The 24,591-nt window shown below is 45.4% G+C and carries 27 protein-coding genes; 1 reads left to right on the top strand and 26 read right to left on the bottom strand.

Going from position 1 to position 24,591, the window contains the following annotated elements:
• Positions 1-22 precede the first annotated feature (22 nt).
• The 22 genes from J7E38_RS20425 to J7E38_RS20320 form a co-directional block, all read right to left on the bottom strand.
• Positions 23-793 carry a ribonuclease HII gene (locus J7E38_RS20425; protein WP_214703988.1) on the bottom strand — a complete coding sequence of 257 codons (771 nt, stop codon included), beginning with the start codon at positions 791-793 and terminating at the stop codon, positions 23-25.
• Positions 794-871: 78 nt separating this feature from the next.
• Complete coding sequence (ylqF, locus tag J7E38_RS20420) at positions 872-1,756, bottom strand: ribosome biogenesis GTPase YlqF (protein WP_214703987.1); 885 nt, start codon at positions 1,754-1,756, stop codon at positions 872-874.
• Between the two features lie 52 nt (positions 1,757-1,808).
• Complete coding sequence (gene lepB / locus J7E38_RS20415) at positions 1,809-2,363, bottom strand: signal peptidase I (RefSeq protein ID WP_214703985.1); 555 nt, start codon at positions 2,361-2,363, stop codon at positions 1,809-1,811.
• 169 nt (positions 2,364-2,532) lie between these two features.
• Entirely contained in the window at positions 2,533-2,877 is a 345-nt protein-coding gene (rplS, locus tag J7E38_RS20410) for a 50S ribosomal protein L19 (RefSeq protein ID WP_214703980.1), read from the bottom strand.
• A 130-nt stretch (positions 2,878-3,007) separates the two neighbouring features.
• On the bottom strand, positions 3,008-3,748 hold the full coding sequence (trmD, locus tag J7E38_RS20405; RefSeq protein ID WP_214704280.1) for a tRNA (guanosine(37)-N1)-methyltransferase TrmD: 741 nt from the start codon (positions 3,746-3,748) through the stop codon (positions 3,008-3,010).
• Complete coding sequence (gene rimM / locus J7E38_RS20400) at positions 3,748-4,266, bottom strand: ribosome maturation factor RimM (RefSeq protein ID WP_214703978.1); 519 nt, start codon at positions 4,264-4,266, stop codon at positions 3,748-3,750. Before rimM ends, trmD begins: the two co-directional genes overlap by 1 nt.
• Before the next feature lie 7 nt (positions 4,267-4,273).
• Entirely contained in the window at positions 4,274-4,666 is a 393-nt protein-coding gene (locus J7E38_RS20395) for a YlqD family protein (RefSeq protein ID WP_214703976.1), read from the bottom strand.
• A 194-nt stretch (positions 4,667-4,860) separates the two neighbouring features.
• On the bottom strand, positions 4,861-5,091 hold the full coding sequence (locus J7E38_RS20390) for a KH domain-containing protein (protein ID WP_023614919.1): 231 nt from the start codon (positions 5,089-5,091) through the stop codon (positions 4,861-4,863).
• 14 nt (positions 5,092-5,105) lie between these two features.
• Positions 5,106-5,378, bottom strand: coding sequence for a 30S ribosomal protein S16 (gene rpsP / locus J7E38_RS20385; RefSeq protein ID WP_144474850.1), 273 nt, complete (start codon positions 5,376-5,378; stop codon positions 5,106-5,108).
• A 109-nt stretch (positions 5,379-5,487) separates the two neighbouring features.
• The gene (gene ffh, locus J7E38_RS20380; protein ID WP_144474849.1) at positions 5,488-6,840 is read right to left on the bottom strand and encodes a signal recognition particle protein; all 1,353 of its coding nucleotides are present in this window, start codon (positions 6,838-6,840) and stop codon (positions 5,488-5,490) included.
• 13 nt (positions 6,841-6,853) lie between these two features.
• Positions 6,854-7,183: a putative DNA-binding protein gene (locus tag J7E38_RS20375; RefSeq protein ID WP_214703975.1), complete on the bottom strand. Its 330-nt coding sequence runs from the start codon at positions 7,181-7,183 to the stop codon at positions 6,854-6,856.
• A gap of 100 nt (positions 7,184-7,283) precedes the next feature.
• Positions 7,284-8,288, bottom strand: coding sequence for a signal recognition particle-docking protein FtsY (gene ftsY / locus J7E38_RS20370; protein ID WP_214703974.1), 1,005 nt, complete (start codon positions 8,286-8,288; stop codon positions 7,284-7,286).
• Positions 8,289-8,306: 18 nt separating this feature from the next.
• Positions 8,307-11,873 carry a chromosome segregation protein SMC gene (gene smc / locus J7E38_RS20365; RefSeq protein ID WP_214703973.1) on the bottom strand — a complete coding sequence of 1,189 codons (3,567 nt, stop codon included), beginning with the start codon at positions 11,871-11,873 and terminating at the stop codon, positions 8,307-8,309.
• Between the two features lie 188 nt (positions 11,874-12,061).
• On the bottom strand, positions 12,062-12,829 hold the full coding sequence (gene rnc, locus J7E38_RS20360; protein WP_214703972.1) for a ribonuclease III: 768 nt from the start codon (positions 12,827-12,829) through the stop codon (positions 12,062-12,064).
• 217 nt (positions 12,830-13,046) lie between these two features.
• On the bottom strand, positions 13,047-13,280 hold the full coding sequence (locus tag J7E38_RS20355; RefSeq protein ID WP_044394334.1) for an acyl carrier protein: 234 nt from the start codon (positions 13,278-13,280) through the stop codon (positions 13,047-13,049).
• 104 nt (positions 13,281-13,384) lie between these two features.
• Positions 13,385-14,128, bottom strand: coding sequence for a 3-oxoacyl-[acyl-carrier-protein] reductase (fabG, locus tag J7E38_RS20350; RefSeq protein WP_214703971.1), 744 nt, complete (start codon positions 14,126-14,128; stop codon positions 13,385-13,387).
• Entirely contained in the window at positions 14,125-15,072 is a 948-nt protein-coding gene (gene fabD / locus J7E38_RS20345; protein WP_214703969.1) for an ACP S-malonyltransferase, read from the bottom strand. Before fabD ends, fabG begins: the two co-directional genes overlap by 4 nt.
• A gap of 39 nt (positions 15,073-15,111) precedes the next feature.
• A complete protein-coding gene (plsX, locus tag J7E38_RS20340) occupies positions 15,112-16,110 on the bottom strand; it encodes a phosphate acyltransferase PlsX (protein ID WP_214703967.1) in 999 nt (332 codons plus the stop codon).
• Between the two features lie 13 nt (positions 16,111-16,123).
• Complete coding sequence (gene fapR / locus J7E38_RS20335; protein ID WP_214703965.1) at positions 16,124-16,693, bottom strand: transcription factor FapR; 570 nt, start codon at positions 16,691-16,693, stop codon at positions 16,124-16,126.
• A 310-nt stretch (positions 16,694-17,003) separates the two neighbouring features.
• The gene (recG, locus tag J7E38_RS20330) at positions 17,004-19,061 is read right to left on the bottom strand and encodes an ATP-dependent DNA helicase RecG (RefSeq protein WP_215038894.1); all 2,058 of its coding nucleotides are present in this window, start codon (positions 19,059-19,061) and stop codon (positions 17,004-17,006) included.
• 302 nt (positions 19,062-19,363) lie between these two features.
• On the bottom strand, positions 19,364-21,034 hold the full coding sequence (locus J7E38_RS20325; RefSeq protein WP_214703961.1) for a DAK2 domain-containing protein: 1,671 nt from the start codon (positions 21,032-21,034) through the stop codon (positions 19,364-19,366).
• 15 nt (positions 21,035-21,049) lie between these two features.
• A complete protein-coding gene (locus J7E38_RS20320; RefSeq protein ID WP_144474838.1) occupies positions 21,050-21,412 on the bottom strand; it encodes an Asp23/Gls24 family envelope stress response protein in 363 nt (120 codons plus the stop codon).
• Positions 21,413-21,707: 295 nt separating this feature from the next.
• On the opposite strand from J7E38_RS20320, the gene rpmB reads away from it, so the two are divergent.
• Complete coding sequence (gene rpmB / locus J7E38_RS20315; RefSeq protein ID WP_023614934.1) at positions 21,708-21,896, top strand: 50S ribosomal protein L28; 189 nt, start codon at positions 21,708-21,710, stop codon at positions 21,894-21,896.
• A gap of 214 nt (positions 21,897-22,110) precedes the next feature.
• Here rpmB and spoVM read toward each other — a convergent pair whose 3' ends face one another.
• The 4 genes from spoVM to rsgA form a co-directional block, all read right to left on the bottom strand.
• Entirely contained in the window at positions 22,111-22,191 is an 81-nt protein-coding gene (gene spoVM / locus J7E38_RS20310; RefSeq protein ID WP_144475002.1) for a stage V sporulation protein SpoVM, read from the bottom strand.
• A gap of 138 nt (positions 22,192-22,329) precedes the next feature.
• Positions 22,330-22,977: a thiamine diphosphokinase gene (locus tag J7E38_RS20305; RefSeq protein ID WP_214703959.1), complete on the bottom strand. Its 648-nt coding sequence runs from the start codon at positions 22,975-22,977 to the stop codon at positions 22,330-22,332.
• 75 nt (positions 22,978-23,052) lie between these two features.
• The gene (gene rpe / locus J7E38_RS20300; protein WP_214703957.1) at positions 23,053-23,697 is read right to left on the bottom strand and encodes a ribulose-phosphate 3-epimerase; all 645 of its coding nucleotides are present in this window, start codon (positions 23,695-23,697) and stop codon (positions 23,053-23,055) included.
• 3 nt (positions 23,698-23,700) lie between these two features.
• Positions 23,701-24,582, bottom strand: coding sequence for a ribosome small subunit-dependent GTPase A (gene rsgA, locus J7E38_RS20295; protein WP_214703955.1), 882 nt, complete (start codon positions 24,580-24,582; stop codon positions 23,701-23,703).
• Positions 24,583-24,591 lie beyond the last annotated feature (9 nt).

Below are 24,591 nucleotides of genomic sequence, written 5' to 3'. Positions count from 1 at the left end.
GGTTCACCCGCTTTGCCAAGTTCTACTGAATACACTCTCTTACCGGAGCGAAGGTCTTCCGGTGATGGTCTGTAACGCCGTGTTCTCTCAGGGCATTCAAATGCTCAGCAGTTCCATAACCCATATTTGCCTGAAAGCCATATTGCGGGAATCGAAGACCCAGCTCCTTCATCAGCCGGTCCCTTGTCACCTTTGCAATGACCGAAGCCGCGGCTATGGAGATGCTTCTGGCATCTCCTTTGATTAATGCTTCAAAGGGATAAGGTGTCACCAGCTTGACTGCATCAATCAATAGAAAATCAGGATTAATTTCCAATTGGGCTGCCGCATGGAGCATCGCTTTTTTACTCGCCTCAAGAATATTGATTTCATCTATTTCGGCAGCTTCGATGATTCCAATACCGACAGCAAGAGCTTGGTCATTAATGATTTTAAAATATTCTTCCCTTTTCGCTTCTGTCAGTTTCTTAGAATCATTGAGGCCCGGAAGGTAAAAATCCTCCGGCAGGATGACTGCCCCAGCTACAACCGGGCCAGCTAGCGGTCCGCGGCCGGCTTCATCAATACCGGCAAGAAACCTGAAACCCTGGGACCGATACTTCCTTTCAAAAGATGTCATCTCAACGAACTGCCTGTGGATCAGTTCTTTTTGCGCTTCTTGCTTCTCCCATTTCATGATGAGTTTTTGAACACCTTTGCGGTTGTCTTTTTTTAATTCCTCAATGAATTCCCTATCCACTTTCTCTTTACTGAATAGCACCTGATCAATTTCGCCAATTGTCCATTTTTCCATATCCAATTTCCCCTAGTTATGTTCTTTATTATGTATCGGCAAGAAGAAAGAAAAATAAAGGTCCTGAAATCAGGACCTTCAATTTTCTTCTTGTTTATCTGCATCTTCATTCAACAGGTCTTGAGGTCTTTCAAAGGAAAGAGGACCTAATTTTTCAGTGCGTATTTCCCTGATTACCAGTTCAGCCACTTTGTCATAGTCAACATAACCGCCAGCCATTTTGCAGCCCCGGAAATCGCCAATCTCGTCGAAAAGTTCAACAATATCCTCAGGGAGCGAGGAAAGCTTGTACCTTTCCTGCAGCCGCTCAGGGTATTGCTTTTCCAGGAACCTTAATGCATATACGGTTAAATCCTGAAGATTGAGAATGGTATCCTTGATTGCCCCTGTTATCGCGAGCTTAGTCCCTACTTCCTGATCCTCAAATTTTGGCCAGAGGATTCCTGGAGTATCAAGGAGTTCAAGTTCTTTTCCTACCTTGATCCACTGCTGGGCCTTCGTCACACCCGGCCTGTTCCCGGTCTGGGCAATATTTTTTCCGGCAAGGCGGTTGATCAATGTCGATTTCCCTGCGTTCGGAATCCCGACGATCATCGCCCGGATTGCTCTTGGCTTGACTCCTTTAGACTTTAAGCGGTCAAGTTTATCCTTAAGCAGGACCTTTGATTCCTGGACAATTTGCTTTAAGCCTGTCCCGGCCTGTGAATTAATTGCAAGTGCAGTTATCCCTTTTTCACGATAATAGCGCAGCCACTGATCGGTGACAGCTTTGTCGGCCATATCTGCTTTGTTCAATAAAACTATTCTTGGCTTATGCTGGATGATTTCATCAATCATTGGATTTCTGGATGAGTATGGAATCCTGGCATCCACCAGTTCAAATATGACATCGACAAGCTTTAATTTTTCCGTGACCTCTCTGCGAGCCTTGGCCATATGGCCAGGAAACCATTGGATCGTCAAAGCAGCCACCTCCTATCTGTTTACAACTTTCAATACGGCGGCAGTTCAAATACTAGTCTATTGTCCGGATATCTTCAATCGGCCAGTAAATGACATTTGTTTTTCCCAATACCTTTTCGAATGGAACAGTGCCTATGTGACGGCTGTCCTTACTGAAACGACGGTTATCGCCCATGACGAACAGATGCCCTTCAGGGACTGTTTCACTGCCAATCTTCTCTTCCAGCGTGAATGGGTCTGTCAGGGGCCCATCAATCACCTGTTTTTTATATTCTTCCAAGTATGGTTCTTCATATGCTTTGCCATTCACATACAGCGTGTCATTTTTGTATTCTATTTTATCGCCTGGAAGGCCGATGACTCTTTTTATGTAATCTTTGTTCTCTGGTGCATGAAAGACAATGATATCAAATCTTTCAGGCTCCCCCACTTTATAGCTCAGCTTATTTACGATCATTCGGTCCTGGTCATGGAGAGTCGGCATCATCGATAATCCGTCCACTACGATTGGGGCAAATAAAAAGTATCGGATCACTGCTGCGAGCACGACAGCAATCAGCAGTGCCTTCGTCCATTCCCATAGTTCGTTTTTCTTTTTTTCGGCCATTCTTTTCCCACCATTCCAAAATAAATGTAGTTTAGGTACATAACTTTATTTTACATAAGTCAGTCAAGATAAACACGATGGGCGATGATTTTTTAAAATAAATTTTCATTCAGGCAATTTGTAATGAAAAAGGAGCTTGGCTAGGCAAGCTCCTTTTTGACATTCATTCTTATCGAATTTCTTTGATACGAGCTTTTTTACCGCGCAGGTTACGCAGGTAGTAAAGTTTCGCACGGCGGACTTTACCGCGGCGGATTACTTCAAGCTTCGCAATTTTTGGTGTGTTAACAGGGAAAGTACGCTCAACGCCTACTCCGTAAGAAACCTTACGTACTGTAAAAGTTTCGCTGATTCCACCACCACGACGCTTAATCACTACACCTTCAAACAACTGGATACGTTCGCGAGTTCCCTCAACAACCTTAACGTGTACACGTACAGTGTCACCAGGACGGAAAGATGGAAGATCAGTGCGAAGTTGTGCTTTTGTGATTTCTTCGATTAATTGTTGCATCGTTTTCAACTCCTCCCACGAATGCTCTTGCATACTTTCTTTGCAGCGGAACATTGTTATAAGCGACATCCAGCACGATTGCTTTTAGCCACAAGAAGTATCTTAACATAAACAGGGACTGACTGCAATATTATTCATTAAGTTTTATCAGCTCATCCAGCCATTTTTTTTGCTGATCAGTCAAATCTGCTTCTTCAAGAAGATCAGGCCTCCGGCTCAGCGTCCTTCTAAGACTTTCCTTCATCCGCCATTCTTCAATCAGCTTATGATTGCCGGAGACGAGCACATCCGGAACTTTCATCCCCCGGAAGTCTGCCGGTCTGGTATAGTGCGGGTGCTCTAGCAGCCCTGTGCTGAAAGAATCCTGGATATGGGACTCTTCACTGCCCAGTACACCCGGGAGCAGGCGCACAACGCTGTCGATCACGACCATTGCCCCGAGCTCGCCGCCTGTGAGGACATAATCGCCGATCGAAATCTCATCGGTGATGACATGCTCACGGATGCGTTCGTCATATCCCTCATAATGTCCGCAGATGAAAATCAAATGTTCTTCCTTTGCCAACTCTTCGGCTTTTTTCTGTGTATACCTTTCCCCCTGAGGACACATCAGGATCACTCTAGGCGAAGTGCTTTTTGCCTGTTCTTTTAAACCTGTTACTGCATCAAAGATAGGCTGCGGCTTCAAGACCATTCCGGCACCGCCTCCGTATGGATAATCATCAACGGTCTGATGCTTGTTATCGGCATAATCTCGGAAGTTGACGACATTATACCTGGCAGCTCCTTTTTCAGCAGCCTTCTTCAAGATCGACTGGCCAAATACACCTTCGAACATTTCTGGAAAAATGGAAAGGACATCGATATTCATCATGAGAGGAGCCCTTCCATCGGCTCAATCACAATCATCTTTTCCTTGACGTCAACTTTTTTCACGATGTCTTCAATATACGGAATCAGGACTTCCTTGCCTTTTTCTCCCTTAACCACCCATACATCGTTGGCACCTGGCGTGAGGATCTCGATTACCTTGCCAAGTTCTTCCCCATCGGTGGTCATCATTGTGCAGCCGATAATATCCTGGAAGTAGAACTCGCCTTCCTCCAGTTCACCGCGCTGTGTCTCAGGAACCTTGAGGATACCGCCCCTCATCCTTTCAACCTGATTGACATTATCGAAGCCTTCAAATGTCAGCAGATTGAAATTCTTATGTGTCCTGTGGCTTTTCACGACCAATGTCTCTGGATCCTTTGAACCTGGCATGAATAAAAATAGTGTATTGCCTATTTTGTAACGCTCCTCTGGAAAGTCCGTTCTTGAGATCACCCTTACCTCGCCCCGGATTCCATGCGTGTTGACAATCTTTCCTACATTAAAAAATTTCTCCATTGTTTGATCACCTCTCGCGTATTTCGGTCACGATGCCATCTTTTACAATTATTGTCTTACCTGAAAGAAACTCATCCCACTGATCGCCTATATTCACTTCAACGATCCCCTGAAGCTCTGTTTCTTTAATTTCACTCCCAAGCGGAAGAATATGTAGTTGTTCTATTTGAAAATCCAGGAGTTTGATTTTTTCTTTATGGACTTTTATTTCCTGTTCAAAATGCTTCTTCAATGTTTCAGGCGAAAACTTCTTGGATTTTTCTAGTTTCTTGAGTTCAAATCTAAGTTGATCGCATTCTTTCTGCAGCTGAAGCTTTCTGGAGTGGTATTTTTGGTGGATTTTTTCCTTGCTTTCTTCTGTCAGTACCTGTTTGACAATGACCTTTTGCAGTACCTTCAAAGCATTCCCTCCTTAAAGCCAACCTGTTCACAGCATTTTTCAGAGCTGGTCACAGATAACCATTAACCTAGTGCTCATTACTATATCAAGTATCTATTATACCCTAGTTTCTGAAAATAGAAAAAAGGAGGGTTACCCCTCCCTTTTAGAACAATCATATAGAGTTATCTACCTTCTGCTTGCGCAGCTGATTGTTATTCGACGATTTCCAAGAAAATCTTCTTTTGCTGTGATGATCCTGCTGCATAGACTACTGTTCGAATCGCCTTTGCAACGCGGCCTTGCTTTCCAATTACTTTGCCCATATCACTTTTGTTGACGGAAAGCTTATAGGTTACGCGCTGATCCTCTTCATGTTCATTCACATGAACATCTTCCGGAAAATCAACAAGGGGTTTCACGATCGTCTCGATTAATTCTTTCATGGGCGTGTCCACAATTACTTGCTAAGCTTTGCGTTGTGGAATTTTTCCATGATACCTTGCTTAGAGAACAAGTTACGCACTGTATCAGATGGTTTTGCTCCGTCGTTCAACCACTTAAGAACCAACTCTTCGTTAAGTTCAACCACTGCTGGTTGAGCAACTGGGTTGTAAGTTCCTACAGACTCGATGAAACGGCCGTCACGTGGTGAACGGGAATCAGCTACTACAATACGATAGAAAGGAGATTTTTTAGCTCCCATACGTTTTAAACGAATTTTTACTGCCATTTTAAATAAGCACCTCCGAATAGTTTCACACAAGATAGAATAATACCAAATTAAAAACAGCTTGTAAAGGTTTTTTTCTTTACAGACTGAAAATACCTGAATTTACAAGTTAAAAAGGGTTGAACGGCAGCTTGAATCCGCCTTTTTTCTTGCCTTTTTGCTGCATGTTCGTCATCTGTTTCATCATCTTTTTCATATCTTCGAATTGTTTCAGGAGACGGTTGACTTCCTGGATGGAGGTCCCGCTTCCTTTCGCGATCCGTTTGCGCCTGTTGGCGTTGATGATTTCAGGATGAGTTTTTTCATTGGCCGTCATCGATTGGATGATCGCCTCAACATGCGAGATTTGTTTCTCGTCGATTTGGAGATTGTTCATGCCCTTGATTTTATTTGCACCAGGCATCATTTTCAGGATTTCATCCAGCGGCCCCATCTTCCTTACTTGGCCAAGCTGGTCCAGGAAGTCGTCAAGGGTAAAGGATGCTGTGCGCATTTTTTTCTCGAGCTCTTTCGCTTTCTCTTCATCAACATTGGCCTGGGCCTTCTCGATCAGAGTAAGGACATCTCCCATTCCAAGGATTCTGGATGCCATCCTTTCAGGGTGAAATGCTTCCAGTGCATCAAGTTTTTCGCCAAGACCAACAAACTTGATTGGCGTATTGGTCACCGCACGGATGGAGAGCGCTGCACCGCCACGAGTATCGCCGTCAAGCTTCGTAAGGACAACACCAGTCAAGCCAAGCTGTTCATTGAAGCTCTGGGCCACATTGACGGCATCCTGCCCTGTCATCGCATCGACAACAAGGAAGATTTCATCAGGTTTAGAAAGCTCCTTGATCTGCTTAAGCTCATCCATCAGGTTTTCATCCACATGAAGACGGCCCGCAGTATCGATGAGGACATAGTCATTGTGGTCTTCCTTCGCCTTGGCAATTGCCTGCTTGGCAATTTCAACCGGGCTGACCTGGTCTCCCAGCGAGAATACCGGCATGCTCAATTGCTTGCCGAGTGTCTCAAGCTGCTTGATCGCAGCCGGGCGGTAGATATCCGCCGCTACAAGCAATGGCTTGCGGTTATATTTTTTGCGAAGAAGATTTGCCAGCTTTCCGGTTGTTGTCGTTTTACCCGCACCTTGAAGACCGACCATCATGATGACAGTCGGCGGGCGATTGGAGGCAGCAATCTTGCTTTGTTCCCCGCCCATCAACTCGGTTAGTTCTTCTTTAACAACCTTGATGACCTGCTGGCCTGGTGTCAGGCTTTTTACAACCTCCTGGCCTATAGCCCTTTCAGTGACCTTCTTCACGAAGTCTTTTACAACTTTAAAGTTAACGTCGGCTTCAAGAAGCGCCAGACGGACCTCTCGCATCATTTCTTTTACATCCGCTTCTGAGACCTTGCCTTTTCCGCGGATCTTTTGCATTGTATTTTGCAGTCGGTCGGCCAATCCTTCAAATGCCATATCATGTGCCTCCCTAGTCTAATTTCTCAAGCTCGGCTATCATTTCAGCTAGATCACCGCTGTTCTCGCCATTCCCCACAAGCTTTTTCATTTTGGAAATCAGCTCTATTCGTTTCTGGAATTTTTCGAACAGCAACAACTTCTCTTCATACTCCTCAAGCATCGCTTCGGTACGTTTGATGTTGTCGTATACCGCCTGCCGGCTAACATCATACTCTTCCGCAATTTCCCCCAGAGAGTAATCATCAAGATAGTATAGAGCCATATAACTGCTTTGTTTTGGAGTCAGCAATGCCTGATAAAAATCATACAAATAATTCATTCGGTTCGTTTTCTCAAGCATTTCAATTCCCCCATGTTAAGTGAAATACCTTTACATTAAGAGTTTACACACGTTCCTCTTCCCTGTCAAGATAAGTTCTTTACAGCCATATGCCTGTAAATCAAGATTCTTCCGCTATTTCCTCTTCCTCGACAAGGTCAGCAAACAGGCCATATACATATCTTTCAGGATCGAATTCCTGGAGGTCATCCATCTTTTCGCCAAGACCGACATACTTCACCGGGATATTCAATTCATTGCGTATGGCAAGGACAATACCACCCTTGGCAGTACCGTCAAGCTTGGTCAGAACGATGCCGCTGACATCTGTCGCTTCCTTGAACGTCTTGGCCTGGATCAGTGCGTTCTGGCCGGTAGTGGCATCCAGTACAAGCAATACCTCATGAGGAGCACCCGGCACTTCACGTTCAATGACACGTTTCACCTTTTCAAGTTCCTTCATGAGATTGACCTTGTTTTGAAGACGTCCGGCCGTATCGCAAATCAGGATATCTGCTTTACGGGATTTCGCAGACTGGACAGCATCATACATGACAGCCGCAGGGTCGGAGCCTTCTGCCTGCTTGATGACATCCACCCCGACACGCTCTCCCCAGACCTCAAGCTGCTCGATTGCACCTGCACGGAATGTATCCCCTGCAGCAAGAAGGACAGTCTTTCCTTCACTCTTGAATTTATGGGCCAGTTTGCCGATGGTCGTTGTTTTGCCGACGCCATTGACTCCTACGAACAAGATGACAGTCAATCCATCTTCCTGGATGTTCAGGTCGAACGATTGTTCATCTGCTCCGTTTTCATAAATTTCAACAAGCTTCTCGGAAATGACAGCCTGGACATCTTTCGTATCCTGGATGTTGCGTCGCTTAACCTCTTTCTTCAGTTCCTCGACTAATTCCATCACCGTTTCGAATCCAACATCCGCCTGGATGAGGATTTCTTCAAGCTCTTCGAAAAATTCCTCATCGACTTTACGATAACGGGATACAAGGTCATTCACTTTATTGGAAAAGTTATCCCTCGTTTTCGTCAAGCCATCTCTGAATTTCTCTGTGACACTCTCAGTCTGTGTCGTAAATTTTTCTTTCAATTTCTTGAAAAAACTCACAGTCCATCGCCTCTCTCATTACAATTTCACAAGTTCTTTTGAGTCCTCCAGCCGGACGGACACAAGCTTGGAGACGCCCGATTCCTGCATTGTTACACCATACAGGACATCCGCTTCCTCCATTGTACCTTTTCGGTGGGTGATGACAATAAATTGCGTTTCATCACGGTATTTTTTCAGGTATTGGGCGAATCGGTATACATTGGCTTCATCCAATGCCGCTTCCACTTCATCCAGAATACAGAATGGGACTGGACGTACCTTCAGGATGGAGAACAGCAGTGCGATCGCCGTCAATGCACGCTCACCGCCAGACAACAGCCCGAGGTTCTGAAGCTTTTTCCCGGGTGGCTGTGCAACAATTTCGACACCGGTGTTTAACAGGTCATCAGGCTGGGTCAGCCGCAAATCTGCTCTTCCTCCGCCGAACAACGCCTGGAAAACGGGTTCGAAGTGGGAACGGATGCCGGTGAATGTCTGCTCAAAACGCTTCTTCATTTCCTGGTCCATTTCCTCGATGACAAGGAAAAGAGTGTCCTTTGCTTCCTGGAGGTCATTTTTTTGCTCCAGCAGGAATTCATAACGTTCAGATACTCTCTCATATTCCTCTATTGCACCAAGATTGACGGTTCCCAGTTCTTCAATCGCCAGTTTGATAAGCTTTACTTTCCGTCTTGCTTCATCAGCCGGGATTGTCAGCGGATACTGCTCTTTAGCACCCTCATAGGAAAGCAGGTACTCTTCGCGAAGATGAGCGAGCTTATTGTCCAGTTCCACATCTAGCCTGTTCAGTTTTACTTCCTCATCCTTGAGGACTTCATTGATGCCTTTTTGCAGCCTTCTTAGCTCCTTCGACTCCAATTCCTGGTCCTCGAGCCTGTTCTGCAGTTCAAGCCTCTCATGTCTCCTGGATGCGATCAGCTTCAATGTTTCATTTTTATCCTGAAGCTTCCGCTTTGCTGCTTCCTCCAGCTGAGTTTCTCCGGAGGAACTATCCGTCATTTCTGATGAAAGAAGTGACAGGTCTTCTTTCAGCACTGACAATTTCGCTGATTGTTCTTCTGCCTGCAAGCTTGCAGAATCCAGTTTTTCCTTCACATGCGAAAGCTGCTCTTTCTTTGCAGCCAGGCTGATTTTCAAATCACTGATTTCAGAAACAAGCGTATCCTTGGAGGTAGAATTCGAGTTTTTCAGCTCTGTCAGTCTTTCTATTTCTTTATCAAATTGAATTAGAGTCTGCTGATACTTTGCCAGCAGCTCATCCAATTCGACCAATCTTGATTCAAGCTTTTCCTTGTCTGTATCAAGCTGGGTCTTTTCAGAATCATAGACAGACAAACGTTCATTGATATTTTTATGTTCCAGCTCGACTTCCCTTAGGTCACCTTTCAGGGCCTGCTGCTTGAAACGAAGCTCTTCTCCGGTTTTCCTGAGTTCTTCAAGCCTTGCTTCACTTGATTGCGTGTCAGCCTTCAATGTTTTTACCCGCGATTCCAGCGTCCTGGTTTTCTCTTCCATGTCAGCCAGCTTGTTGGTCAAATCCTCTAATTCACCTTTACGGCTTAAAAGTGATGATGACTTCTGCTTCACTGCACCGCCCGTCATCGAACCGCCCGGATTGACTACGTCGCCTTCAAGGGTCACGATCCTGCTGCGGTATTGCAGCATTTTCGCTATTTCATTGGCACCCTTCAAATCTCTTGAAATCACGACATTTCCAAGCAGGTTCTTTATGACCTCAGCATACTTTTGATCATATTGAATCAAATCAGCTGCAGTGCCGATATAGGCGCTGTGCCCTGAAAGAAGTGATAGCTGAGAGCTTGCCAGATACTTGCCCTTGATGATGCTGAGAGGCAGGAAGGTTGCTCTGCCAAATGATTTTTGCTTTAGATACTGGATCGCAGCCCGTGCATTTTCTTCCGTCTGGACCACAATATGCTGCATTGCCCCGCCAAGAGCCGTTTCAATTGCCGTTTCATATTGCTTGGGTACATGGATTAGTTCGGCAATGGCTCCCTCTACCCCTTGAAGACGGGTATTCCTGGCTTTCAACACTTCTTTGACCCCCTGGAAGAAGCCTGAATAGTCTTCTTCCATTTCCTCGAGCATTTCTTTCTTCGATTTCGCCTGCTGCAGGAACTGATAGGCTTGATAAAGTGTTTTTTCTTGCTTCTCATAATTGTTTCTTAGCGATTCCAGTTTCTTCTGTTCATTAAAATAAAGCTTTGCCTGTTCTTCCAATTCCAGTTGTGCCGAAGCGGCCTTCTTCTCGATTTCAGCTTTCTTTTCATTGATCTCATCGCGAATCGATACAAACCGATCATTGTCATGATCCAGTCTTGACCCCTTGGCTGCATGCTGCTGGAGCTGCTGATCGATATAGATTTTTTCATTTTTGGCGCCGGCCTGTTCATTCAGCACCTCGATATAATCACTTTTGATCGAATCGATCTTGAGCTCGACATCTTCGCTATAGAGCTTCAATTGCTCCTGTTTTTCCTGAAGCTCTTTTTGCAGCGCAGCCGCCTCTGCCGCCAGCTCAGATACAGATTGCTCATATTCAGCCTTCTGTTCTTCAAGTCTGGCAATGGAGAATGTCAGTTCCTCAATATTCTTTTCAAGCTGGCCTTTATTCTGAGAGGCATTTTTTTTACGTTCCTTGAGGACTTCCCTCCTGCCTTCCAGCTTTTCAAGCTCCTCGCTTGCATGCAGGAGGACATTTTGAAGATCGCTGACCGATTCATCCAGCGCAGCCAACTGATCCCTCATTCTTTCAATTTCCGCCTCTTTTTTCTGAAGAATCGCAGACTGCTTGATTTCATCTTCTTTATGCTGTTCCAGCTGCCTAGAGAGCTGCTCCCAGCGGGCATGCAGCTCCTCTATTTCATACGCTGTCAGCGCTACTTCAATCTGTTCAAGTTCTTCTTTTTGCTGGAGATAATCCTTTGCAATCGATGCCTGGATTTTCAAAGGCTCAACCTGGCCTTCAAGCTCATGGATGATGTCAGTTACACGGTTTAAGTTCTCCTGCGTTTCGAACAGCTTGCTTTCTGCTTTTTTCTTCCGTGATTTATACTTTAGGACTCCAGCCGCTTCTTCAAAGATGGTCCTCCGTTCTTCAGGCTTGCTGTTGAGGATTTCTTCAACCCTTCCCTGGCTGATGATGGAGAAGGCTTCTCGTCCAAGTCCGGAATCCATGAATAAATCGACAATATCCTTCAGTCTGCAATTCTGTTTATTGATTAAGTATTCACTATCTCCTGATCGGTAGACACGTCTTGTTACACTCACTTCGTTATAATCGAGCGGCAAAGCTTGGTCTTCGTTATCAAGGGTTAATGTGACTTCTGCAAAATTAAGCGGTTTTCGTGAATCACTGCCGGCAAAAATAATATCCTCCATCTTTGCGCCTCGTAGCGACCGGGCTGATTGTTCCCCTAGAACCCAGCGAATGGAATCGGTGATATTGCTCTTTCCGCTTCCATTCGGTCCTACGACAGCGGTCACGCCCGGAACGAATTCGACAGAGATTCTCTCGGCAAACGATTTAAAGCCGACCACATCTAATCGTTTTAAAAACAATATGGCTCTCCCTTTCCTGTTTAACTTTATCTGAGATGTCATTAGGCACAAGCGACTCGAGCTGCTCCAAGTCAAAGCTTTTCGCTAATTTCTTGAGGAACGCCAATCCAGGGTGTAACTGGCTAAGCTCTATAGCTGGCTTTTCTCATAGCGAAAATCATTAATGATTCTATCATCAGCCTTGTGTCCTATTGTTCGTCCTGTTCCGGGGCAGCCTCTATGTGGGCCTTCAGCTTTTCAAGAGCCATCTGGGCAGCATGCTGCTCTGCTTCCTTCTTGGAGCGGCCAGTACCAGCACCCAATTCTTGGCCATTCAGGTAGACACGGGATTCGAATTCCCTGCTGTGCGCTGGACCAATCTCCTTCATGATCTTGTATTCCAGCGAGCCTGCGGCATCGCGCTGGACGAGTTCCTGAAGCTGGCTCTTAAAATCCATCACATGAGAAAAAGCACCGGCATTGATTTTTGGAAATACGATTTCTTCCAGAAATGTTGTGACTGTATCAATTCCTTTATCAAGGTACAAAGCACCGATGAATGCTTCGAAAACATCAGCCAGGAGTGCAGGCCTTGTCCTGCCGCCTGTCATTTCTTCACCTTTGCCAAGTAGCACCAGTTCGCCAAAGGCTAGCTCATTGGCAAAAGCCACAAGCGACGGTTCACAAACGACAGCTGCCCGCAGCTTTGTCAATTCACCCTCGCTCATCATCGGGTATTTTTTAAACAAAAATTGGGATACAGTCAGTTCCAACACAGCGTCCCCGAGGAATTCCAGTCTCTCATTATCCTCATGGGGTTTCCTGCGATGCTCATTCACATAGGATGAATGGGTAAAAGCCTGTTTCAATAGCTTGTCACTGTCAAAATGAATTCCAATCCTATCCTGGAATTCTTTGAATTTCATGTCCTTTGCGCGGATATTCTTCTTATCTCTTTCTCTGCCATTATTGCGCATGATTAATTCCACCTTGCTCATAAATTAAAGCTGATTTTACATGAATTGCGGATTACACAATTCATACAGACTACTAACAGTTTACAAAAAATGATGTCCATAAAGCAAAAAAACTTGGTTTGATTCCAGCAGATTCCATACTGAAGAAAGCCAAGAGCTTTATTTACAGAAGAAAGCCCCGTTTTTTAAAAACGGAGCTTCTCAGTAAATCGAACAATTACACTTGGCTATTTATGTAGTTCACAGCGTCACCAACTGTACCGATTTTCTCAGCGTCATCATCGGAAATTTCCATGTTGAATTCGTCTTCCAATTCCATAACCAATTCAACAACATCAAGGGAATCAGCACCTAGATCATCTTTAAAAGATGCTTCTAAAGTTACTTGAGATTCATCTACTCCCAAACGGTCAACAATAATTTTTGTTACGCGTTCTAAAACGTCTGCCATGCTCGTTCACCTCCCCTCAAGCCATTATAGATGATTTTATATAATTAATAAATGGCTGCAATCACTTTTTATTTTGTTCTGGCTTTTTTCAGGTGTGCAGGCTTCTACATTACCATGCCGCCATCGACGTGGAGGGTTTGGCCTGTCATATAAGCACCGTCTTCAGAAGCGAGGAAGATAACAGTCCGGGCAATATCCTTTGGCTCTCCAAAACGCGCCAATGGTATTTGCTTCAGCATTTCCGCCTTGACGTCTTCATTCAGTTTATCAGTCATGTCAGTCGTGATAAAGCCTGGCGCAATGGCATTGACAGTGATTCCTCTTGACGATAATTCTTTCGCAGAGGTTTTTGTCAGCCCGATCACTCCGGACTTTGCGGCGACATAATTGGCTTGCCCCGGATTACCGCTGACACCGACGATCGATGAAATATTGATGATCCTTCCGCTTCTTTGCTTCATCATTTGCCTTGTGACAGCTTTCGTGCAAAGGAAGACACCTTTAAGGTTGATGTTGATGACATCATCCCACTCGGATTCTTTCATTCTCATCAACAGGTTATCTTTTGTAATACCCGCATTGTTAACAAGTATGTCAAGCTTCCCGAAATGTTCGATTGTTTCTTTTACCATACTTGTCACTGAATCAGAACTGGAAACATCCGCCTGGATGGCAAAAGCATCCCGGCCCATCGCTTTGATTCCATCAACCACTTCTAATGCTTTGGCTTCACTGCCGGCATAATTGACAGCAACCGAGGCACCTTCACGGGCAAGTTCAAAGGCGATTTCCCGGCCAATTCCACGTGATGCGCCTGTTACAAGCGCTACTTTACCTTCAAGTCTCATTCCTTTTCCTCCTTCAATGCTGCCACGGCCGCAGTACAAGTTTCCGCATCATAGATTGCGAATGTCCTTGCAGAGCGGTTCACTTTTTTTACAAGACCGGATAACACCTTGCCAGGTCCGATTTCTACGAAAGTATCAACTCCGAGTTCAAGCATCTTTGTCACAGAATCCTCCCATAGTACAGGAGAGTATAGCTGCTCTACCAATCTCTTTTTGATTTCAGATGCTTCTGTCATCGGTTCAGCAGTCACATTGCCGATCACAGGGGTTGAGGCTTCCTTAAGTGAAATATTGTCCAGTACAGCTTCAAATCTTTCGGCTGCAGGCTTCATTAGCGAAGAATGGAATGGCCCGCTCACATCCAAAGGAATAACCCGTTTTGCTCCGGCTTCCTTGGCTTTTACAGACGCTTCTTCCACTCCAAGTTTGGAACCTGAAATGACAATTTGCCCCGGGCAATTTAAATTGGCCAACTGAACAGGATTGCCACCTGCCGATACGGTCTCGGTCACATCCATAAGTTTATCGCGATCCATTCCAAGGACGGCTGCCATTGTGCCCTCTCCATTTGGCACCGCTTCTTCCATGAACTCACCACGCTGGCGGACTGCGTACACTGCATCCTCAAAGGACAGCGCCTCCGATGCAACAAGTGCTGAATATTCGCCAAGGCTATGGCCTGCGGTAAAGTCCGGCTTGATTCCAAACTGGCTGAAATATTTCAGGACGGCAATGCTTGTCGTCAGCAGTGCAGGCTGCGCATTTGTCGTGAGGGTCAGCTTTTCCTGAGGACCTTCGAATATCAATTTGCTCAGTGACTCCCCAAGGACTTCATCCGCTTTTTTAAATGTTTCGGAAACTGTTTGCTCGGATTCAGCAAGTGCCTGCCCCATGCCAACTGTCTGTGACCCCTGGCCCGGAAATAAAAACGCGATTTTCCCCATGAAAGATTCCCCTTTATCGTTTATTTTATCCAGTTGATCCTACTGATTAACGCCTTCTCTTTTTTCAACTGCCGCCCTGATTGTGCCTGAAACATCATTTTCAACCATTTCTCTGGCCTGTCGGATTGAGTTGAAAACGGCATTCGCATCCGATGATCCGTGTGCCTTAATGACCGGAGCTTTCAATCCGAACAATCCGGCACCACCGTATTCTGTGTAATCCATCTTATTTTTCAATTGTGTAAGGTCTGGCTTCAGAACTGCGGCAGCCATCTTGCTCTTGAAGCTTGATGTCAGGGCCGATTTCAGCATTTTAAATACTGACATAGCCGTTCCTTCGATAGTCTTCAGCACCATATTGCCGGTGAATCCGTCCGCCACGACCACATCTGCCACACCATCCAGCAAGTCTCTTGATTCGACATTGCCGATAAAATTGATATCTGCGTCTTTCAGCAATTCAAAAGTGCTTCTTACCAATTCATTGCCCTTCTTCTCTTCTGTGCCGATATTCAGCAATCCAACCCTCGGGCGCTCAATCCCCCTTGCTTTCTCACTGTAGATAGAGCCCATGATCGCATATTGGACAAGATGCTCCGGCTTGGCGTCAGCATTTGCGCCAACATCCAGAAGCAGGAAGCCTTCTCCACCAATCGTCGGAAGTGTCGGAGCAAGCGCAGGCCGTTCTATGCCTTCGATCCGGCCAATCACAAACAATCCTGCAGCCATCAGCGCTCCAGTGTTTCCTGCTGAAATGCAGGCGTCGGCTTTTCCGTCCGCTACCTGCTGTGCCGCCAGAACCATAGATGCAGTCTTTTTACGGCGAACAGCCCTTACAGGTTCGTCTGTTCCCAGGATGACCTCTTCAGTATGTAGAATTTCAATTCTTTCTTCTGCCGTCAAATGCTCCCTGATTTTTTTCTCGTCACCCACAAGGAGGATATGTATGTCTTTGAAGTTCTCTACTGCTTTCATTGCTCCGAGGACGATTTCTTTTGGTGCATTGTCTCCGCCCATCGCATCTACTGCAAGCCTCATCGCTTTTCATCCCTTACTTTTCATTATTTGATCTGTACATTTCAAATTCGCCTTTGAAGACGAGTTCACTATTTACGTAACTCATCACTTCCACGATTGTCCGCCCATTATCACTATCGATTTTTGTGACCCTCGCTTTGGCGATGACCCGTTCACCTTCTTTTACCGATCTGGTAAACTGGATATTCGATTTTGCGGTCAGCGCCAGCTCATCATTGATCACAGCAACCGCCAATGAATTCGCCTGTGCAAACAAGTGGTGTCCTCTGGCGATTTTATTTCGTTTGAAAACATGTTCTCTTTTTATATCAAGTATGGAAATTGCACTCTGGTCAAGTTCAATATCTATGATTTCTCCAATTACTTCTTCCAGCGGCAATGAACGGACTTCGTCTTCAAAACGTTTTTCAGCAACGTTCTTAATTCTCTCCCTAAGTTCAGGAATAGACAATTCGAGTCTGTCCAGTCTTATCGTCTGGATGCTGACAGCAAATTTTTCGGCCAGCTCTTCATCTGTTATGAATGGGTTATCTTTTATCGTATCAGTCAGCAGTGACTGCCGTTCTTTTTTATTGCGTTTCATTTAAAAACACCGCCCGAGCTATTAAGACTAGGTACTAATAGTAGTATATATATTATAAAAAAAGATTGCAAGAAGAAATATTTTTATCAGAAAAGCGTAAGCGCCTTGGTCAGCCCTGACAAGCGTTGGAGGGCCGACCGGTGAAGTCGTTCTTTGACTTTATTGGGCGGACCGAAACGTCTCGAGGGGCTAGGCGCTGGAGCTGGACAATTCTCGAAGTGAATTTTATACTTTCTTAACCTATAAAAAAAGGAAGCAGATGACTGCTTCCGCTCTATCATTCTTCTAAAAATAAGTAGATTGAATTGGGTCAATCCAGTTTTTCATTTGCCAGCGCACCGGACTCTGCGAGATACTCTCGCAATAAACGATATTTTTCGCTTTGCCAGAAAGCTCCTGACTGCACCAGCAAGGATGCATCATTCCTCGCTGTTTCCAAAGCTCGGTAGTCATGGACCATATCCGCCACTTTGAATTCTGGCAGACCGCTTTGTTTTTTTCCGAAGAAATCTCCAGGACCGCGCAGCTCCAGATCCTTCTCACTAAGAACAAAACCATCATTGGTTTCTGACATGATTTTCATGCGCTCTTTCCCGACTTCGCTTTTCGGATCGGCGAGCAAAATGCAATATGATTGGTCACTGCCACGGCCAACCCTGCCTCTAAGCTGGTGGAGCTGTGACAGACCAAATCTTTCGGCATCATATATGAGCATCACCGTCGCGTTCGGGACATTCACTCCAACTTCCACGACGGTAGTGGATACGAGCACTTGCACTTCATTTTCACTGAAGGCCTTCATCACCTGGTCTTTTTCATCGGAATGGAGACGTCCATGCATCAAGCCAACCTGAAATCTTCCCTTAAAATAGAAACTCAAGGTGCTGTGGACATCGATCGCATTCTGGACATCAAGCTTATCTGACTCCTCGATCAATGGGCATATCACATAGGCCTGCCTTCCTTTTGCCAGTTCCTTTTCCATGAAAGCAAGCACCCGTTCAAGCATCTCGTGCTTGGCCCAATACGTTTCGATCGTCTTGCGACCCGCCGGCATTTCATCGATCACCGAGACATCCATTTCACCAAAGACCGTGATTGCCAATGTCCTCGGGATAGGTGTTGCTGTCATGAACAGGACATCCGGATTTTCACCCTTCTCCCTAAGAACCCGCCTTTGTTCAACCCCAAATCGATGTTGTTCATCTGTGATGACGAGACCAAGGCTCTGGAAGTCGACTTCATCCTGGATCAAAGCATGCGTCCCGATCAAGACATCAACGTCACCCTGCTTTAGCTGCTCGAGCATCTCTCTTCGGCGCTTCCCCTTTACCGAGCTTGTCAGCAGAGCCGCTTTTACACCGAATGGCTCAAGCAACTGTGTCAGGGACTGCGAGTGTTGTTCGGCCAGTATTTCCGTTGGGACCATCAATGCTCCTTGATAGCCAGCTGTCTTTGCGGCATAAAGGGCAATCGCTGCGACCACCGTTTTACCTGAACCGACATCACCTTGTAGGAGGCGGTTCATACGGTAAGGCGATTTCATGTCACCGAGGATCTCATTGACTACCCGTTTTTGGGCTCCGGTTAGCGGGAATGGAAGCCCGCCGATGAATTGCTTCAGCTTGTCCAATTCATAGGCAAACGCAATACCTGGACTCTGTTCACGTTCCAATTTCCGCAAAGACTGCATTTTAAGCTGGAATAACAGAAACTCCTCGTACACAAATCTTCTTCTCGCCTGCTTCATCTCGTCAGAACCTGAAGGAAGGTGCATGATTCGTAACGCATCCCTGCGGTTCAGCAGCTTATATTTTTGCAAAAGCTCTGCCGGCAATATCTCGTCTATTTCATGTCCGAACTGGGAAAAAGCCTGCTTGATCAGCCTTCTGATCGTTTTTACGGTCATTTTTCCTTTCACCGCATAAACCGGTTCAAAATCCTGGCTTTGAGCTTGCTCTCCCAATGACATTTGACTGGCAGTGATCGTCTGTCTGTGCTGATCCCATTTCCCCGTGACAGTAATCGTCTCTCCGAGGGATATTTTTTGTTTTAAATAAGGCTGGTTAAAGAAAGTGACAATGATTAAGTAACGGCCTACTAGCAGCCTGACGGTAAGTCGATTCTTTTTCCGTCCGTAATAGACGAGTGCAGGCTCGCTGTGTACCTTGCCCTCCACCGTGACTCTTTCGTCATGCTTTACTTCTGCCAGATCTTTAAGCCGATAATCTTCATAACGATATGGGAAGTATTCGAGCAGATCACCGACAGTCCTGATGTGCATATCCGCCAGAGTCTCCGCCATTTCATTGCCGATCCCTTTTATTGCTGTTACTGGTTGCTTTAGTTGTTCATTCACATTATTCAAGCGGTGTGCCGAAACTCTTGGCCTCCAGCTCCCGGCCAATCGGTGCTGCCGCTCCCCCTCCTTACGCTGTTTCTGGAGTACTGATGTTATTTTGATTTAATTGGAGATCAGAATGACAATGCAAAGTTCCTTTTTGTCCAACCACCCTGTATTCAGTTCATACAGCTGTTCTTACGTTTACTTTTCAGATATGATAATCCTTTTGTATACAAAACGAAATAGAAGGGGAATCCCCTTCTATTTCTTAGTATCATATTGCAATTTTATTTGTCCAGCCGGAGATTCTCCGAAACCGGAATTATTTATTCAATTGCGAAGATGAAGGCGTATAATGGCTGTTCTCCATTATGGACTTCTATCTCAACATCTCCATATTTACCCTCAACAAACTCAACGATGGAATCAACATCTTCATCTGAAGCGTCTTCCCCTTTAAGGATGGTCAGGATTTCAGTGTCTTCATCGAGCATCTGGTCCAGCAGGTCCTTTGCTGCTTTAACTTTATCCCGATCTTTCAAGACAATTTTTCCATCTGCCAGGCCCATGAAATCTCCGGTTGAGATTTCAAGTCCATCGATGCTGGTGTCACGCACTGCATATGTCAGTTGACCCGTTTTCACATGCTGCATCGCTTCTGACATCGCATCTTTATTTGCGGCAGGATCGGCTGATGGATTGAATGAGAGCAATGCTGTCATTCCCTGAGGCACAGTTTTTGAAGGGATGACTACCACTTCTTCCTCCGCTACCTCAGCTGCCTGTTCTGCAGCCATGATGATGTTTTTATTGTTCGGCAGGATGATGACCTTTCGTGCGTTTACCTCTTTGACAGCCTTGATGATATCCTCGGTGCTCGGATTCATCGTCTGCCCGCCTTCGATCACGGCATTAGCACCAATGCTGCGGAAAAGTTCGGCAATGCCGGAACCCATCGAGACAGCGACGATTCCGTATTCCTGCTTTTCTTTCTTTGGTTCATTAGTCTGTGTGCGCAACGGTGTTGTCGATTCACCGACAATATCCGTATGCTGCTGACGCATATTTTCGATTTTCATATTGATGAGGCTTCCGTATTTTTGTCCATAAGACAAAACATCGCCAGGCTGTTCTGAGTGGATATGTACTTTTACGACCTCTTCGTCGGAAATGACAAGAAGAGAATCTCCATATTTGCTCAAGTCCTGACGGAAATTCTCCTCAGAGAATGCCTCTTTCCCTTCAAGCCTGACCATGAATTCAGTACAATAGCCGAATTCGATGTCCTCCGTATTCATGTGGCTCTGGACACTCTTATGGTGCTCGGCGCTTACAAGCTCAGTCATGTTTGGCATGGCAGATGGGGAGTCAGGAAGCTTTTCGCCCTTCAATTCTGCAAGAAAGCCTTCATAAACGAAAACAAGTCCTTGTCCGCCACTGTCTACTACTCCTACTTCCTTCAGGACCGGCAGCAAATCTGGTGTGCGATTCAATGACGCTTTCGCTTCTTTAAGAACCTCTTCCATAAGTCCGTCAATGCTGTCGTGGTTTGGTGCGACTGCAACAGCATGCCTTGCAGCATCTTTGGCCACTGTTAAAATCGTTCCCTCAACCGGCTTCATAACTGCTTTGTAAGCAGTCTCCACACCAGCGTTTAACGCAGCTGCAAATTCAACAGATGTAACAGTCGGCTTTGTTTCAATTGCTTTCGCAAATCCGCGGAACAATTGGGAAAGGATGACTCCTGAGTTCCCCCTCGCTCCCATAAGCAAACCTTTAGCAAGCGCGGAACCTACCTTCCCGATATGTTCCTGCACATTGTTCTTTACTTCCTTAGCTCCGGAAGTCATGGATAAATTCATATTTGTTCCCGTATCACCATCAGGAACAGGGAAGACGTTCAACGCGTCGACATACTTGGCATTCGCCGCCAAATGGTTGGCACCCTGAATCACCATCTCCGCAAAACGTTTTCCGTCTAGAACATTAATAGACACAAATCTTTCCTCCTCTTACGGGTTCGTTACACGAACTCCCTGAACGTAAATATTGACCGAGTCAACAGCCAGCCCGACTGTTTTATCAAGGGTGTACTTAACCTTTGACTGGACATTGTGGGCAACCTCGGAAATTTTCGTCCCATAGCTCACAATAATATACATATCGATATGTACTTCGTCATTTTCCTGGCGAACGATGACTCCGCGGGTAAAATTCTCCCTGCGCAGGATATCTGTTAATCCGTCCTTGATCTGATTCTTTGAAGCCATCCCGACAATACCATAACAATCAACTGCTGCACCGCCTGCAATTGTTGCAATGACATCATTTGATATATCAATTTGTCCGTACTTCGTTTTTAGCTCGATGGACATGACTCGTTCCCCCTTTGGAAAAAATAGCATTATGCTACAGTTATTTTACTATAAGCCAATCAATTTTTAAAGTTATTCTGCCCTTCCCTTTATTATTCAGCAAGAATCTGAACTATATGTCAAGGTTTTTTTCTTTATAGCTTTTACCGGAAGTATTGCAAATGGGAAATTTCTATGATAAATTATTAAAGTATGTCAGAGAAAAGGTTATCCTGTTTCATTCGCAATTCTGACGATATGCAAATAATTGCAGCAAAAAATAGTAACAGCTTTTGTCAGTTAGGAGGGAAATCATATGCCACGTAAATGTGTAGTAACTGGTAAATCAACTCGTTCTGGTAACGCACGCTCCCACGCAATGAACGCTAACAAGCGTACATGGGGTGCTAACCTTCAAAAAGTACGTATTCTTGTAGACGGTAAGCCAAAGCGTGTTTGGGTATCTGCAAGAGCTCTAAGATCAGGTAAAGTTGAACGCGTATAATTAAAAACCGCAGACTTACTGCCTGGCTCCAGCAGCCGGAAGTAAGCTGCACGGCATCCATAAAGGATGCCTTTTTTATTGCCTGAACTTGCACCGTCCATCCTTCTGTTCATTCTGCCCAATTCGATAAAAAATAATAGCACCCCGTCACCAGGGTGCCAAATGCTTGCATATCGGTTTTCAATCTTTGATTATTCTTCACGCTAAATGGTTTTTAATCCTTTTTAAATGCACCTAACATCGCCCGTACGAGGCCACCCAAAAATCTAGGCAGTTTGATTGTATAGAATCTCATACCGTCCCTCCTCACCATCTCTCGCAAACCCGTCTTCTTTCTGTATCCCTATAGTATATTCCCGGGTATACAAAATTTGCTCTTTTCAGGGGAAGAATTCATATTGCTGAAAAGAACCATGAGCTAAATGAAGACATCTCAATCCTTGCTCCTTACAACTAATAATATGCCTTCGGAAAAAGAAAAAGTACCATGACCTCTAATAAGTTCATTACTAATACATAGTGTCGAGCCCATCGGAATATGACAATCATTTAACGGGTATTTGAAATTTTCAAGCGACAGTCCGGAGACAGCTGGTGTGACTGGAAGGAAGGAAACATACTTGAAATCTTCAATCTGCTTTACTGTATAGCTTCCTGGTTTTTTCACATATAAAATATTATGGGAATCAATGATCTGGATGTGTACAGGAGCATCCTCTTCAAGGGGCCTGACCAGCAGCTGGATATTGGCCATAAAATGGTCAAGGCGCCCCCCTGTCGCACCAAAAATGGCAATCGACTCCGGGTGCTGATCCAGAGCCCAATTTAGCGCCAGCTCCATATCGGTTTCATCTTTTTCCGGCTTGAATTTCTTCAAGTCGGCAACCGCCTTTTCAATGTTAGCCAATTCTTCTTCGGAAACGGAATCGAAATCGCCAAATGCTGCTGCGGGATTGACTCCTGCTTCTAATAAATAAAATACACCCCTATCAATCCCTACCCAGATCACATTTTCCTCTTCGTAAAGATGGAAATCAGGTATCAGGTACCGCGGTCCACCGGCAACCAAGTTAATTTTCATTAAAAGATCTCCTTTGTTTCTGGATTCCATTGCCCTTATTGAAGAAAAGCCAGCCTCTGTAAGGCTGGCTTTTCTTTATGGTCTCAAGCCGGCGATCGCGGCTTCTCTGTCTTCTTTATTGAAGATTGCCGAACCCGCCACGAGAACATTTGCCCCAGCTTCAATCACAAGCTTGGCCGTCTCCTCGTTCACTCCGCCGTCGACCTCGATTTCCAGGTCTGGATTCAGTGAATCAGCCAGTTCTTTGACTTCCCTGATTTTTGGAAGTACGGAAGAGATGAACTTCTGACCGCCAAAACCAGGATTGACTGACATAAGCAGGACCATGTCAACATCCTCGATGATGTACTTCAGGCTTTCTGCTGGTGTAGCAGGATTTAAGACGACGCCTGCCTTGACCCCTGTTGATTTAATCAATTGGATTGTCCTGTGAAGATGTCTGCATGCTTCCACATGGACAGTGATATAATCGGCACCTGCCCTTGCAAATGCTTCAATATATTGGTCCGGGTTCTCAATCATCAGGTGAACGTCAAGGGGAAGCTTTGTCACCGGCCTGATTGCCTCGACAATCAGTGGCCCGATCGTGATATTCGGCACGAAATGCCCATCCATTACATCCACATGGATATAATCGGCCCCGCCGCGCTCGACATCCTTTATTTCTTCGCCAAGTCGCGCAAAGTCGGCTGATAAGATTGAAGGTGCGATCTTAACCATGAATCAATACCTCGGCTTTCTATCTTTGATTTCTAACAAAAAGTCTTTATAATGCTCATACCTGTATTCAGGCAGAGTGCCTGACTCGACTGCTGCTTTGACCGCACATTTGGGCTCAGCCATATGAAGACAGCCGCGGAACTTGCAATCCTCGCTGACCTCAGCAAGATCAGGAAAGCATGAATTTAGCTCTTCCGCTTCGATCTCCGTGAATTCAAGAGAACTGAATCCAGGAGTGTCAGCAACAAGCCCATTATTAATGGTAATCAGCTCCACATGTCTTGTCGTATGCTTGCCCCTGCCCAGATGGGAGGATATATCATCGGTTTTCAACTCGAGATCTGGCCGGATCGCATTGAGCAGGGATGACTTCCCGACTCCAGATTGGCCCGCAAAGACTGAAATCTTTCCCTCAATATGAGGTCTCAACTTTTCCAGACCCTCAGAAGTTTCAGAAGATGTAAGAATAACCTCATAGCCTGCTTTCCGATAATCCTCTGCATATTCTTCGAGACGCGATTTCTCCTGTTCATTGGTCAAATCCATTTTCGTAATGCAGATGAGGGGCTCAATGTGATTATATTCTACAAGAACTAAAAACCGGTCGAGCAAGGCTGTACTGAAGCCAGGTTCAACAGCTGAAAAAACAAGGATGGCCTGGTCTACATTCGCAATCGGCGGACGGACCAGCTCATTTTTCCGGTCCTTGACTTCCAGGATATAGCCTTCCGTGTCATTCTCAGCCTGGAAAACCACCTCGTCACCAACAAGGGGTGTAACCTTATTCTTGCGGAAAACCCCTCTTCCACGGCATTGCACTATTCCGTCCTCATTGGCAACATAATAAAAACCGCTCAGCGCCTTGATAATTTTGCCCTCAGGCATAGCAACACT

Origin of the sequence: Bacillus sp. ISL-35 (assembly GCF_018613355.1) — a bacterium.
Lineage (GTDB): Bacteria > Bacillota > Bacilli > Bacillales > Cytobacillaceae > Mesobacillus.
The sequence above is the reverse complement of the archived record's forward strand: the minus strand, read 5'-3'. Positions and strand labels throughout refer to the sequence as shown.